Consider the following 13,938-nt stretch of genomic DNA (forward strand, 5'->3'; position numbering starts at 1 on the left):
GAAATCGGTCCTTTCCTGTTACGCGAATAATTCATATAATTTACGAATTTCTGCTTCGGTGCCGAGCTTCTCCTTTGACAGGTTCAGCGACAATCGGCTTCTTAGAACCTCATCGTCGATTAAGGTCCGGATGGCGGCAGCGATGGAGGAAGGGGTCATCTCGGCGATCAAGCCGTTTGCCTTGTGGCGAATCTGATCCTTGGCCGTGCTGAAGTTGGTAACCACGATAGGCTTATTCAATATTTTCGCTTCATCCACCGCAATGGACTTCCCTTCGAACCGGGACGGCTGCACATAAATATCCGCTTCTTTGATGAACGGATACGGGTTCTCCTGCAATCCCATCAGGACAAACACATCCTGCAGGCCGTTCGCCGCAATCATCTGCTCCAATCTGCCCCGCTCCTCACCCTCGCCGATGATATACCATTTAACCGGGTAGCCGCCCTGCACCAGCTCTTTGCACGCCTCAACGGCCATCTCAAAGCCCTTCTGATGATTCAGCCTCCCTACGGAAACCAGCTTGATATGCTGCTCACTCCAGCCGGACGGCTTTATGGAGAGCTTATGGATTGCGGATGGAGATACGATATTATGCATCACATGGATCTTGCGCTCATACAGCGGAAATCGCTGCTTCAACACCCTGCCGCACTCATCGGAGACCGTAACCAGATGATCCAGCTTCTCAAAGTACGCCGCATCCAGATCGGGATCCATCCCCAGCTTGTCGTAATCGTTGTGGATGAATCCGATTTTTTTATGGGCCCTTACCTTGTCGATGCAAAAATAAATCGGATTTTTTTCCAGATACCCTACAGCAATATCATAGGTCTGATCTATACTCGTCAACGACTTCGATATATATTTCCACACTCTCTGCTCACATCGAACCCTGTTCTTTTCACTTTTGAAAATCATGCCGGCGAGCCCTCTCCACAGGGCGATATGCCATTGCCCCTTCTGCATGCAATCCATGATCGCAGCTCTAACCGACATATCGAAATATTGAAATTGCGGCGGCTCCTCCAGCAGCCGGACGGCTTGCGGGATTTGGCTCATGAACAATCCGTCATGCTGAAACAGAAATAAATCGACTTCATAGGTTGAATAATCTATCGTTTCCAATAACGAGATCAATGCCTTTTCGGCCCCGCCGCACCGCATATTGTTCATGACAAACAAAACCTTTTTCTTCAAAGCAACGACCACCCGCGTTATAAAATTTCGTACAGCTTCCGAATTTCGCCTTCCGTGCCCAGCTTCTCGGAGGCCAGATTTCCAGCCAGCCTCTGCTGCAAAGCCTTATCCTCCAGCAATCGCTCGATCCCTGCGCCGATCGCCTCCGCCGACATATCGACGATAAAGCCGTTGACCCCATGCCGGATTTGGTCCTTCGCGGTTTCAAAGTTTGTTACCACGATAGGCTTATGAAGAATTTTGGCCTCGTCGATCGCTATCGATTTGCCCTCATAGCGGGAGGGCTGAACATAGAGGTCCGCCTTATTCATATAGGGATACGGATTTTCCTTAACGCCCAGCAGCTGGAAATGGGAGCCTAGCTGGTACTTCTCAATCAAAGCCTCCAAACATTCCCTGTCCTGCCCGTCCCCCAGCACGTACCACCGGATCGGGTGTCCTTTGTCTACCAACAGCCTGCAAGCCTCGATGGCCATATCGATTCCTTTTTCATGGCTCAGCCTCGCCAGCGTCACGATATTCGTATAGCCGGGGTCGAATACGGTGCCGTCCTCGATCTCCTTTTGGGCTAACTGATGGATCGTTCTGGGCGATACAATGTTATAGATTACCTTGATTTTTTGATCTAAGTGGCGGAAATAATCGTGCAGCGATCGGGCGCATTCCTCGGACACCGTAACCAGATGGTCCAATTGGTCGAAGTAGGGATGATCATAATGATGGCTCATGCCCGAATTCGCATAGTTCGTATGGATCCAGCCGATTTTTTTGACGGCCTTAACCTTGTCGACTACAAAGTAGATGGAGGACTTCTCCAGGTATCCTATGGCTGCATCGTATACCTTATCCAGGGTGTCGAGAGCTTTTCTGTGATACTTCCAGGTATACTGCTCGGAATAGGCGTTGTTTTTGATTGCGCGGTTCATCACGGTGAACATCAATCTGGAATAGGCCAAGGTCACCTGACCTTTAGCCAGAAATTCCCGGACTGATTTCTTCAAGCCCTTGGTATAGATGTTGTAGGTATACGGGAAGCTCACAATATTGACTTCTCTCGGCAATAAGTTCATGAATACTCCGGTCTGGCTGAACAGAAACAGGTCTACATTATAGGACTTGTAGTCAATTTGGGATAACAGATTCACCAGACTTTTCTCACCGCCGCCGGCTGTCAGGCTTGGCATCACAAAAAGCAAGTTTTTTTTCATCCTGCCGCCCTCTTTTTTATTGAACTAGCTTATCCAGATACTCGACGGCCTTATAGGACATGTCCTTAATGCGGGGGATCGAAGCCTGAAGCTGCCGCTTGATCGGCTCCTCCTCCTTGACCATCTCGTCGAACTTGGCCTTCAGCATAAAACTGTTCGAGATTTGATCAATGCTCAGCACCAGCTTCTCCTCCCCGAAGATATCCTTCGAAATGCCTTTGGACTTGACGCTGTACCCGAGCACCATCGTTGGAACGTAATTGGAGTAAGCCGCAATAGTGGCATGAGTTCTTGCCCCGATAAAAAATCTCATTCTGGCTATGTAGCCCTTATATTGGATTGCCGTCAGATTACTTGGCAGCAGGAGCACCCGTCCGGTGCTCTTGAATTCTTCTTCATACTGCTGAAGAACCTCGTAATCATTGTTTCCGCCTTCCATAACATGGGGAGTCAACGCAATCGTCATGTCGGTCGTATCCAGAATATGCTGGATAAGCTCCCTGACCGCCGTCCGGGACTCCTTATTTTTCTTCCATACCAGCGGACTGAAGTTCAGCCCTACCGTGTTGCCCTCCTGCCATCCGGCCGGCAGCTCCAGCTCTTCCTTCTCCATAGTAAATGCGGCATCGGCGCACAGCTTGACATTGGTCAGCCCTCGCGCCACAAGCATGTCGTAAGTCAAGGTTTCGCGGGCCAGAATCAGATCGAACAGCCGAAGATCCTGCAGCTTTCTATCGGACATATCCTCTTCGCCAATGGAGCAGCCCCATAGCACAAGCTTCTTGCCGTTGGCCTTGACCCTCCGGTTAATTTCGTACCACCCCGGCTGCTCGCCGTAGCAGTAGTTATCCCCGCCGATCGATAAGCAGACATCCATATAAGGAATGTGCTTCACAATATTCTGATGAATTTTACCCAGCGCATAGGTTTCATCCTTAAAGAGCTTCATCCTGGCTGCCGAGAGGAACCATTCGTAGGAATATCTTTTGATTCCGCGGGCGGACCCGTCGTAAATGCCGTCCAGCTTCGAAATGATCTTATCGGTCTCCGGTTTCCCGGATGCAAGATATACTTTGGCTCCCTGGATTTTTTCCTTAATGATCTGGGTGGACGAGCGTACTATCGCCTCACATCCTCTGTTTAGACTCCCGTCATGCGCAAACATCATAATTTTCATTGTCCTGGCTCCTCCTATAGTTCCTGGCGGTGTCCCGCTAAGCTTTGTTCCTTAACCGGCTGTATGTGGCGGCGGCAAATAATCCGAGCGTGAATCTTTTGTTGATCATATCGGCAATAAATTTCTCATAGGTTCCCAACGACGGGTACATCTCGCTATAAAAATAGGGCAAGGCTTCCCTCACGTACGGGTCATTGATCATGTTCCTTACGTACTTGAACCGTTCCCCAAGGCTAATCCCTGCGGAGGATTTAAAGTACACGTAAATATAGGACATGACGCTGTTGATGAGCTTGACGGATCTCAGCTGCTGAATCCTCATCTTATCCATCGTTGTCAAATACATATCCGGAATGTCGAGGGTGTACACCTCCAGCGCCCGCTTGAAATAGTCTTTCTCCAAGATGTTCCGCGTAGCGCTGCCTATGACCTCGCGATAATGGTAGCCGGTGTAATCGATATAGCGAATGCGATCCGCATGCCTGAAAAATTGCATATTAAACAGTCCGTCTTCCCCAAGCGCCACCTTATCGGGAAATTTCACCTGATAGTCCCGGATCTGCTTATGCTTATACAATTTGCTGCAGACCGTGTTCAATTGATCCGATTTGAGAAAATAAGTTAAAACCTCTTGCTCGATATAATCCTTTTTCAAAACGGTACCGTGCGGAAACGGATAGGTTGTAATTACTTTATGGCCTTCAATCTCGCTTTCAAAATTGGAGATCACCACGTCATAATCGCCCTGCACGGCCGTGCTGTAGAGCACCTCGTACATATCCTTATCCACGTAATCGTCGGCGTCGACAAAGCCTACGAAGGCTCCGGTCGCTGCCTGAAGCCCTGCATTCCTCGCTGCGCTTACTCCCTGATTCACCTGTTGGATCAGCTTGATTCTAGAGTCCTTCTTCCGGTATTCCTCAATGACCTGCCCGCTTTGGTCCTTGGAGCCGTCATTGACGAAGATGAATTCACATTCCCGAAGCGTCTGATTCAGCAAGGATTCGATGCAATAAGCCACATACTTCTCCGCGTTATACACCGGCACAATCACACTTACCTTGATACTCATGTCCCCAATCACTCCGCCACTGAAAATCTCTCTACATCCTGCATTTCCTATACAATCAGCCTGTACAGCTTATTCAGCTCATCTGCATTGCCATAATCCCTGCTCCTGGTGTTGGCCGCTAGCCGCTCTCTCAGCTCCTGCTTCTTATACAGCCTCTCAATCCCCTCGGCTATGCCTTCCACATTCAAATCGCATATCATGCCGTCGATTCCGTCCTCAACCTGACTCTTGGCCGTAGGATAGTTGGTGATCAAGATCGGCTTGCCCAGTATTTGGGCCTCCGTTACCGTGACGGCTTTCCCTTCATACCGGGACGGCTGCACATAGAGATCGGCTGCCTGCATATACGGATAAGGATTCGTCTTCTTGCCTAACAAAACAAACCGGTTCTGGAGCCCAGATTCAGCAATCAGCTGACGGACCATAGCCTCATCGCCGCCGTAGCCGACAACATACCAGGCGATATCCTCATAGCCTCTGTCCTTAAGAAGCTTCAGGGCTCTAACAGCATTATCGATTCCTTTGGCATGAGACAAACGGGCTACGGAAATAATTGTAAATCGCTTGTCGTTCTTGATCGGATCCGCCGTGTCCTGATTAGCCATCGTTCTTATGAATTCCGGAGACGTAATGTTCTCGATAACAACAACCTTGGGTTCTAACGAGGGATATTTCCCAAGAAATGACGTCCTGCAGGCATCCGATACGGCGATAATGCGGTCAAACCGGTTCCACATCCTTAAATCCAGCGATATGTCTGTATCAACATTGGAATAGTCGGTATGAATCCAGGCTATTTTGGTTCGGGCTTCGATTTTTTCTGCAACGAAATAATGAGGCCACAAGTAGCTGATAGCCACATCATAGGTTTTCTCCACCTTTGGTAAAAAGGGCAGCGCATACTTCCACATCAGCTGCATTTGGTAATAACCAGGTTCCGAGATTTTGCGCATTTTTCCCAGCAGCTCCGCATTGACCTTCGATGCGATTCTCGATAATCCGATCCGGTAATGCCTTTCCTTTAACGTTTCGGCGATCGACTTGCGGAACGTCGTGTACTCCGGAACCTCTTCCAGCAGCCGTGCCTTTGGGGACAACAAGCTCATAAAATCCCCCTTGTGCCGGTAGAGCATCAGATCCACGGCATACCGTTCGTAATCGAAATGCTCCAGCATACTGGCCAGGCTTCGCTCCACTCCCCCGACCTCCATGTCGTAGGAAGCAATTAATAGGCTTTTCATCTATACCTCCTAAGTTCTCGAAACCAGCTTTCTCAGTCTTGCGATATTGTCCCCGCCAATCCACTGAGCTGCTATCGTTTTCACTTTGCTCTTCAGCCTTGCTTTGGGAGAGAGCCAGCTTTTATGGAAATGGTGCATGGCGTAGGTATGCTCCGTCATGAACTTCCGGCAATTGATATAATCGTAGGGAGAAAAATACGTCTGCGGATAGAATACGCCTATGCCCTCCAATTCCTGATACTGGCCGTCTTGCTGCAGCCCAAGCTCCACCAGCATTCGGGTCACAATGGCCACATTGGTCAGATCGTCGAAGGTTCCGTCCTCTCTGACGAAGCTCTTGCTCTCGTAAGATTCCAGAAACCGCTGAATCAGCCTATTGCCTTTGGCTGCGCCGATCGTGCTTGTCGCTATGTAATTCTCCTGCTCGAAGCCCCAGAAAGAGGCATGATGCAGCAGGTCATCAAAGGATTTGAAGACCTCGACGTCCGTATCCATATAGATACCGCCATAGTGATACAAAGCATGGACCCGGACATAGTCGCTGACAAAAGCGAATTTTCCCGCTTCATAGGCTTGTCGAATATAGGTGTTGCTCTTAATGTCGAAGCTGTCTTCATTCCATTCAAAGATTTCGTATCCCTGCAGATGCAGCTCCCAGCTTTGAATACAGCGTTTTACGATATCGGGCTTCTCTTTGCCCCCAAACCAGCAGTAATGAATGACTCTGGGAATTTGGCGGACTTGGTGGTTCACATTCACTTCGTGTGCCTCCTTATGTCAGAAGAATAATTCTCTATAAAGAACGTCCAGACAAAAAAATGAAGGTGTCACCACCGGTTTAAATCCCGTACAGTACTGATACTGCTTCTTCTTTCATGGTAATTCTTTATAACGAACATGTCAATACAAAATTTTACTTTTGAGAGATCATTGTCGAATCCTGGAGCTGGTTTCCAAGCAAATGAGCGAATACTCTCCCTCTTTCCTTCGCCAGCTGTTGAAAGCCTCCCCGTTGAACGATGGCGCCTTCATCCAATACAAGGACCTGATCCGCATTGCGAATGGTCGACAACCGGTGGGCAATCACGATTATCGTCATCGTCCCCTTTAGACGCTCCAGGGCCTCCTGGATCTTGCCCTCATTCTCCGAATCCAGGGCGCTTGTCGCTTCATCCAATACAAGGATAGACGGCCGTCTCAGTACCGCTCTCGCCAATACGAGCCGCTGGCGTTCTCCGCCCGATAACCGGACTCCCCTGTCCCCGATAAGCGTATCCAAACCCTGAGGCAGCCGGTTCACGAATTCTCCTGCGGCAAATTGAAGTGCCTCCCGCATCTCTTCCTCCGTCGAATCCGGATTCATCAGCAGCAGATTCTCCCTGATCGTTCCGTTAAACAAGAAAGGGTCCTGCGGGACATAGCTGATCGACTTTCTCAGGCTCAGCAGATTATCCTTCGTTAGCGGCACGCCGTCGACCAGCACTTCTCCCTGCTCCGGAATCAACAGCCCCATCACAATATCGATCAGGGTGCTCTTCCCGGCACCGGATCGGCCTATGATCGCCGTCATCTGGTTCGAGGCAATACGCAGATTAATATTGCGAAGCGCATAGCCCGTTCCATTCTGGTTATACCTGAAGTAGATATCACGGCATTCGATGCCTTCCTGAACGCGAAGCGGCTTCACCTGGTTATAAACCTGCGTGTCTATGCTGACTTCCCTGCTTTCTCTGCATTCCTTTTGCAGCTCCGTTAAAGAGGTAAATGCAGGAATGGCCGCAGCAATCTGCTCCAGGTTCGATTGAATGCCGGTGAACCTCGGCCATAATCTGGAGAAGATCATGATGATCAGCAGCAGCTGCTCCCCTTGGGTCTGAAACAAAATAGCGGCCCCGTAAATAAAAGCGGCGATAATCAGCGTAGAAGCCACCTTGTAAAACAGCTGCGATTTGGAGCCGAGCCTGGCGTGCTCGTATCTCTCCCGGGTAACAGCATCGCTCCAGTTCTGAAGCCAGCGGTAACGCGAAGGCTCGAGCATGTTGCTCTTGATGTCCTTGATACCGTTAAAATGATCGGTCATTCCTCCTATGTAATTCCGGGCCACGTCAGATGTCTGAGTCCCCAGCATTCGCGATCTCCGGATAAAGGAACGGGAGAACAGCGCCATCATACCGCCGCAGGCCAAAACGAACAGCGTCATTTTTACCGACAGCCACAGCGCAATGCCGATCTGAATCACAGTAAAGATGATGGATGCCATCAGCTGCAAAAAGACGTAAGTTCCATTCGTCACCCGGCCCAGCTCATTCGTCATCGCGTTGATCAGATCCGACTTTCTTTTTCTCATAAAAAAGCTCCAGTTGGCCTGCAGTAAAGCCTGGTACGTCTCCATTCTCAGATGGTTGACAAAGCCGGTATGGATTCGGGTATCCCGAAGACTGAGATTCCGCTGTATGACGGCCTGACCGATAACCAGCAAAAGGTAGGCTCCCAGGATCACTCCGAGAGCAACCGGTTGAGAAAGCTCCTTTAGAGCATCCAGATATCCCAATCCAGGAATGGCGCTGACCTGCAGATTCAGGATGCCGCTTACACTGAGCAAAGGAATCAACAGAAAAATGCCCAGACCGTCCAATAGGCTGATACAGGTCATTCCCAGCAGATTCAAATACAAAATGCTGCCGGCATAGGAATGTAATTTACGGGTGTAATACAGAACATGCTCCATTCCGTTCCTCCTCATGAAAAGGCTAGCCTTTTGGTTTTTCTCCATACCCATAAGAAGGGACGCAGAGGGAAATAAAGAAAATGCAGTGACTTAGGCAGCGTCAAGGTGTTGGCGTCCTCGGGATACGGATAAAAGAAGGTCAGGATAAAGAGCACCTTGCGCGTACTGGACATCAGGGAGAACAAATGCCTCCTGTGGTATTCCGATACCTCGAGGGGCAGCGGCTCCGAATGTAAATTGACCATCTGCCGGATATAGAACAATGCATCCTGCGCCAACGCTTCGGCGCGCTTCGCCTGCGTCAATGCTCTCAATTCATCCGATAAAGGGGTGTTCAGCAGCTGAGACGTCAACAGCAAGGCTTGCGCACCGATATGCAGATGCCCGTATTGCTGCAGCAGCCGCCGAAGCTTCGGCACATCCAGGTTCTGTGCTGCCATGCGGTCGATATCCATCAGCCAGCGCAGCCGGGACCATCCGTGCCTCGCCCCGTGGGACACCAGAAATAAAAATAAATCCTCTCTCCCCAAATAATAGACAGGATGCCGGGTAACAGCGCTTATCCTTCTTCTCTCCCACAAAGCATCAAAGCCGGGCTCTTTGCCGGGACCCGGGCCCAGCCTCCAATGTACCTCCACCTTAATTCCTTTGTGGCGGTGAAAGAAGGTGACATGGTGATGTCTCCACTTCCAGTCATTCAGCACGGTTTGAATATATTCGTCCTTCACATAGCCGTGTCCGGCCAGCAGCTTCTCCGCCAGCTCCAGCTTGTCGATGGGGACGAGGATATCCAGGTCGCCCGAGGTCCGTAAAGAAATATCTCCATACAGATCCGCCGCAAGCACCGGCCCCTTCAGGACGAGGGTTCGTATTTGTGCATCGGAGAACAGCTTGCATACCGCATCCATTTCCGCGCTTAAATGAAGCATTTGAAACGTGTTCTGCTTATAATCGTTTTTTAAAGCCTGAAGCACCGAAGGAGGAACCGCTTCCTGTGAATCCTTGAGCTTCCTATATAATGCGGGGAATACCCGATGATGGACCGCAAGCTCTAAGAAAGCATCCCAATCGATAGGATCAAGCTCCCCGCTGCTGCCAGAGCGCCTGCTGCCGCTTTTTCCTTCTTCGGTCTTTAGCAGAGAAAGCAAAAGCACCAGTTCCTTGGGAAATTGCGAAAGGTCCAAAGACAACCCAGCTTCCATTTTTACTCACCTTCAATTTCCTTTATGACTAATCCGTTTGGCGAACATGCCGACGACCTGGAACCGGGCCATCTCCTCCGCTCCCGTAATATAGAACGGGCCGCTGCGCAGCCAGGCGTGCGCAATCATTTTGCGCTGCTCGTCTCTTGCCGTCCCCAGGTAAAGCGTGCTTTCGATCCCGCGTCTTTCGAGCATTTTTAACGCCGCAATGGCTCTGACCAGACATTTGCTTTCCCAGAACGTATGCCTGCTCATCACGCGAATGATACTGTTCACCTTGATCAGCTCATCAACATCGCTGTCTGTTTCAAGATGTGTCGTTTCCTCCATGGAGGCTCCCAGCGAAGGCGCCACCTTGGCGAAGGGCATCGCCACAAGCACCCGGGCCCAGCCCAAATAGAACAAGGCTTCGGTTGCCAGCAGCATCGTGGCCAAGTCCAGCCGGAGAAATTTTCTAACGTTACCTGCTAAGCCCACTGAATTAGCCCTTCCTCCAGCATGTGCTCCAAAAAGGCCACGACCTGCTGCTCGCACTCGCTTTGGTCAACCTCATACTGCGACATCAGCTCGGCGACAATTTGTTCCCCGGATGAGGCGGCAGCCGTGCCCAAATAGTTCCAAATTTCACCTCCTACTTCCCCCAAGTTGTAATACTTGCTGTTCGTTATGCTGAGCATCACCTTCTCGCCGCCCATATCGCTAACAATGTTGCCTTTAACTTGGGTAAAGTAATCCTGTAAGCCTACTTTATGATTTTGGACCATCTCGCTTAATCCTCCCTGGACAAAGTATCTAATATCAGGTTTACTAATTGCGGAGCCGTGAACCGGGTTTCCGGCCTTCTCAATTGGTACATGGAAAGGTGATTGGCTATCGCGGACGTCGTTTGGAAATGCCACTCCATCAGTCCCAAACGGGGGATGAGAAAAGGACGAAACGTATGGCAGAATAAGGTCTGCAGCTTATCCAGCTTCCCTATGGGGGCCAGGCGCAGCTCATTCTCCGTTTTGACCAGCTCAATCACTCCAGCAAGCGGCAGGGGTGACGTGACATAATGAGAAGCGACAGGAACGCAAAATTTGGTTTCCCGCCCATAGATGGATCTGTATTCTCCTGCTGCCATCCCCAAGTGATCCAAGCTATCCTGCCACAGCTTCTGCTGGGGGTAGGACGGGGTCACTACGGGCTGCTTGCCCTCCCCGGACAACGTGACGGCTATCAAATCATCACTGACCAGCGAATACCCTTGGCTTAGGAAGGTAGAGGCTAACGTCGACTTGCCTGCTCCCGATTCTCCGACAATGGCATATACCTTTCCGTTAATCGCTACGGCACTGCCATGGAGCGGAAGTATGCCTCTTTGCATCAACAAAGCACCCATACAGGTTCCAAGAACATACAGGCGGATTAAATCCTCGTCAGCTCCGATAACCGGAGAAACCGTGATAAGACGTCCGTCCCGTATGGAATAATAAGCAGTATCCGGCACATAAAAGAATACTTCTCCCTCTTCAACCACATGCATGAAAGGGGACTCATACAGCTTGTCGGCAAGCTTCCCTTTATCGCCCTTGCGAATCTCAATATCAGCTTCCGAGCCATCCATCCTTCGAGTCTCACACGGTAATTCCGGTAGCGGAATTTCGCTTGCAATGCGGAACCCGAAAGCTTCATAGATGACCTCGTGTTTCGTCTGTAACATACCTTCCACTCCATTTGCTGCCGTTTTTGCATTAAAAGCCTTTATACGTGATCTGTATAAAGGCTTTTAACATATGTAATGCCGAAAATGTTAAAACATACTTGAATGCCTATTAGCTGTTGAAACGTTTCCAGGTGCTAGGATTGTTCGGATCAACAGGTTTTCCTGGTACATAAGCTTCGTCAGTGAAATCACCATAAACCGTGGAGGCCATAGTTTGGTTCACGTCAAGCACTTCAAGCACAGGCTTTTGCCATGTTTTTTTCATCTTTCTCACCTCCTCTCAAGTCCATTGTTTAAGAAACCGGTACACAATCAGCCCGCGCATCAAAAACTTCAGCTCGGCATTCGTGGCGTCTTCAGGACGCAAACCGGCTTTCACCTTGTCTATGCCCTTCCTGATCAAAGAGCCGTTCAGAAGCTCCGATATCGCGCTATCCCTGCTCATTTCGTCCAGCTCCCTGATGAGTGAGGAATGGTGCGGAAGGATGCGATGAACCCAATCCGCCCCTTGGACTCCCCGCAGGGTCTGGTTCAGTCTTACGTTATCCGGCAGCAAGTTCTTCGTCGCTCTTCGGATCAGCGCTCTGTCCAGGCCGTTCTGCACGTACTGGCCTTCCGGGAGAGAGAGGCAGAACTGAATGACCCGAAGATCATTGGTAGGGTCCCTCTTCCATACCGAGTATCGCAGTGACAGCTTGGTAGCCAGCGTATTGCTTGCATTCCAGTGAAACAGCTCCTCGAAGTGGCTTTTCCTTTGTTCGAATATATTAGGGGAGGCAAACCATCCGGAGTGGTCCATGCCATGCTGCTTCAGCTTATTGAACACGTCGGTTTTGCGGGCAAAGTCCGGATTGATCAGCATGGGGTAGTTGTAAGACTCGGCCGTTGGAAATAAACGGTCCATGATAGGAAAAGCAGTCCGGGCCACGGCAGGCAGCCTGCGCAGGCGGGCCCCTCCCACATTTTTGCTGTAAAGGTGCAGCTCTTGAGCCAGCCGGATCCATTGCAGTCGTTTCAGCAAGACCCCGTAATAATCCATCGCCGATCCCCAGGAAATGCTCAAATTGCCTCTGCCGCCGTTTAGCAGCACTCCCACATTCTGTTCCTGCGCCTTCTCGAACATCCCCTTCAACCAGAAGGAATTCTCAAAAAATTTGTACGGCATTTCCATCGAGCTCAGGAAGCTGTCGATTTCCGTATAAGGATCGCTTCCGTCAAAATCGTGGTACGCAGCGTTAATCCCTCCGACATGCTGCACGATGGATTGGATGAAGGGCCGTTCATCCGTCAAAATATAATCCGGCGTGAAATCCTCGAAACTCCCCGGAGGAATGTAGCTGAAGGTATGCAGCGGTTTGCCGCTCTTACGCAGTTCCTGAACGGCGAAGCCGGCAATGGACCCCGAATCCAGGCCCCCGCTTAACTGAGCCCCAACCTGCCGGTTCGTGCGCAGTCTGGATGCGACGGCCTCCCGGAAAACCTCTTGAAAGGCCTCTACATAGTCGTCATCGGACTTCAGCTTTAAGCGCTCTTTCACGGATAAAGTACAGTATCGCTTCAGCGTCACTTGATTCCCTTCGATGGAGATGCTGTGGGCAGGCGGCACTTGGGCGATGTCCTTGTAAACCGTAGATGAAGCATCTACCACATCGGCCATCCCTATGATGGCCAGGTATTCGGCTAACCACTGCTCATTGAGTGTCTTCCTGGTGTGTGGCAAGGATAAGAGGGGTTGGATAAGCGTACAGAAAGCGAAGCGCAGATGATCCTGGTAGTAATACAATGTCCGCCCGCCGGAGAAGTCTCTCGCCCCGAACAGCCGCTGCTTTCCCGCATCCCAGATCATGAAGGCAAAATCACCCGCCAAATACTGCGGCGCCTCTTCTGCCCATTTGGCATAAGCAAGCAGGATCAATTCGCTGTCCGTTATCTCGGCTCTCCTGCCGTGATCAATCTGCAATGCGTTGAATAGCGCGAGACGGTTGTCGATGATGGCATCAGCAGTTATGACCAGCTGCCGCTCCGAATCATAATAGGGCAGCCGCTCCCGAAGGGATTCCGGCGTAATATGCTGCGCATGGCATCCGAGAAATATGTGCCCGCTTGACCAGGTATGGACAGCGTCCGAAGGAAAGTGCTGAAGTCCGGACATCAATGTCCGCCCATCTTCCGCAGGTACCGGTGCCTGCTCGAACTGATAAATTCCTGTTATGGCACTCATGCTTTCCTCTTTCCTCCGTAACGCTTTGTGATAATAATCATTTTTGTTCTTAATAACGAATATTAATTGCTAAAGAAAGTGATTCCGCAAGAAAATGCGGAATGTATGCTGCTTTTGTTATCTATAACGATCAGTTTTTGTTCTTTATTAAGAACAATCTCAGAATAGCATCTTGCGATTATTG

The 13,938-nt window shown here is 50.3% G+C and carries 13 protein-coding genes; all 13 read right to left on the reverse strand.

The annotated features are described in order from the left end of the window. Nucleotides 1-18: 18 nt before the first annotated feature. The 13 genes from ABEA66_RS08590 to ABEA66_RS08650 all read right to left on the reverse strand — a co-directional run bounded on the left by ABEA66_RS08590 (nt 19) and on the right by ABEA66_RS08650 (nt 13,754). Nucleotides 19-1,200, reverse strand: coding sequence for a glycosyltransferase (locus tag ABEA66_RS08590; protein ID WP_345587225.1), 1,182 nt, complete (start codon nt 1,198-1,200; stop codon nt 19-21). A gap of 17 nt (nt 1,201-1,217) precedes the next feature. Beyond that, nucleotides 1,218-2,408, reverse strand: coding sequence for a glycosyltransferase (locus ABEA66_RS08595; protein WP_345587227.1), 1,191 nt, complete (start codon nt 2,406-2,408; stop codon nt 1,218-1,220). A gap of 16 nt (nt 2,409-2,424) precedes the next feature. After that, on the reverse strand, nt 2,425-3,585 hold the full coding sequence (locus tag ABEA66_RS08600) for a polysaccharide pyruvyl transferase family protein (RefSeq protein ID WP_345587229.1): 1,161 nt from the start codon (nt 3,583-3,585) through the stop codon (nt 2,425-2,427). A gap of 37 nt (nt 3,586-3,622) precedes the next feature. After that, on the reverse strand, nt 3,623-4,657 hold the full coding sequence (locus ABEA66_RS08605; RefSeq protein ID WP_345587230.1) for a glycosyltransferase: 1,035 nt from the start codon (nt 4,655-4,657) through the stop codon (nt 3,623-3,625). Nucleotides 4,658-4,704: 47 nt separating this feature from the next. Then, nucleotides 4,705-5,898, reverse strand: a complete 1,194-nt coding sequence (locus ABEA66_RS08610; protein WP_345587231.1) for a glycosyltransferase — start codon at nt 5,896-5,898, stop codon at nt 4,705-4,707. A 9-nt stretch (nt 5,899-5,907) separates the two neighbouring features. Beyond that, entirely contained in the window at nt 5,908-6,657 is a 750-nt protein-coding gene (locus tag ABEA66_RS08615; RefSeq protein WP_377739901.1) for a glycosyltransferase family 32 protein, read from the reverse strand. Nucleotides 6,658-6,811: 154 nt separating this feature from the next. Then, nucleotides 6,812-8,626, reverse strand: coding sequence for an ABC transporter ATP-binding protein (locus ABEA66_RS08620; RefSeq protein ID WP_345587232.1), 1,815 nt, complete (start codon nt 8,624-8,626; stop codon nt 6,812-6,814). An 11-nt stretch (nt 8,627-8,637) separates the two neighbouring features. Next, on the reverse strand, nt 8,638-9,828 hold the full coding sequence (locus ABEA66_RS08625) for a nucleotidyltransferase domain-containing protein (RefSeq protein WP_345587233.1): 1,191 nt from the start codon (nt 9,826-9,828) through the stop codon (nt 8,638-8,640). A gap of 12 nt (nt 9,829-9,840) precedes the next feature. Further along, nucleotides 9,841-10,305: a lasso peptide biosynthesis B2 protein gene (locus tag ABEA66_RS08630; protein ID WP_377739904.1), complete on the reverse strand. Its 465-nt coding sequence runs from the start codon at nt 10,303-10,305 to the stop codon at nt 9,841-9,843. Then, on the reverse strand, nt 10,296-10,592 hold the full coding sequence (locus ABEA66_RS08635; protein ID WP_345587234.1) for a lasso peptide biosynthesis PqqD family chaperone: 297 nt from the start codon (nt 10,590-10,592) through the stop codon (nt 10,296-10,298). Before ABEA66_RS08635 ends, ABEA66_RS08630 begins: the two co-directional genes overlap by 10 nt. A gap of 5 nt (nt 10,593-10,597) precedes the next feature. Then, nucleotides 10,598-11,530, reverse strand: a complete 933-nt coding sequence (locus ABEA66_RS08640; protein ID WP_345587235.1) for an aldolase — start codon at nt 11,528-11,530, stop codon at nt 10,598-10,600. 112 nt (nt 11,531-11,642) lie between these two features. Then, the gene (locus ABEA66_RS08645; RefSeq protein WP_144027929.1) at nt 11,643-11,798 is read right to left on the reverse strand and encodes a paeninodin family lasso peptide; all 156 of its coding nucleotides are present in this window, start codon (nt 11,796-11,798) and stop codon (nt 11,643-11,645) included. A 15-nt stretch (nt 11,799-11,813) separates the two neighbouring features. Further along, nucleotides 11,814-13,754: an asparagine synthase-related protein gene (locus ABEA66_RS08650; protein ID WP_345587237.1), complete on the reverse strand. Its 1,941-nt coding sequence runs from the start codon at nt 13,752-13,754 to the stop codon at nt 11,814-11,816. Nucleotides 13,755-13,938: the final 184 nt, after the last annotated feature.

Origin of the sequence: Paenibacillus vulneris, from assembly GCF_039543185.1 — a bacterium.
In the GTDB taxonomy this organism is placed as follows: domain Bacteria; phylum Bacillota; class Bacilli; order Paenibacillales; family NBRC-103111; genus Paenibacillus_S; species Paenibacillus_S vulneris.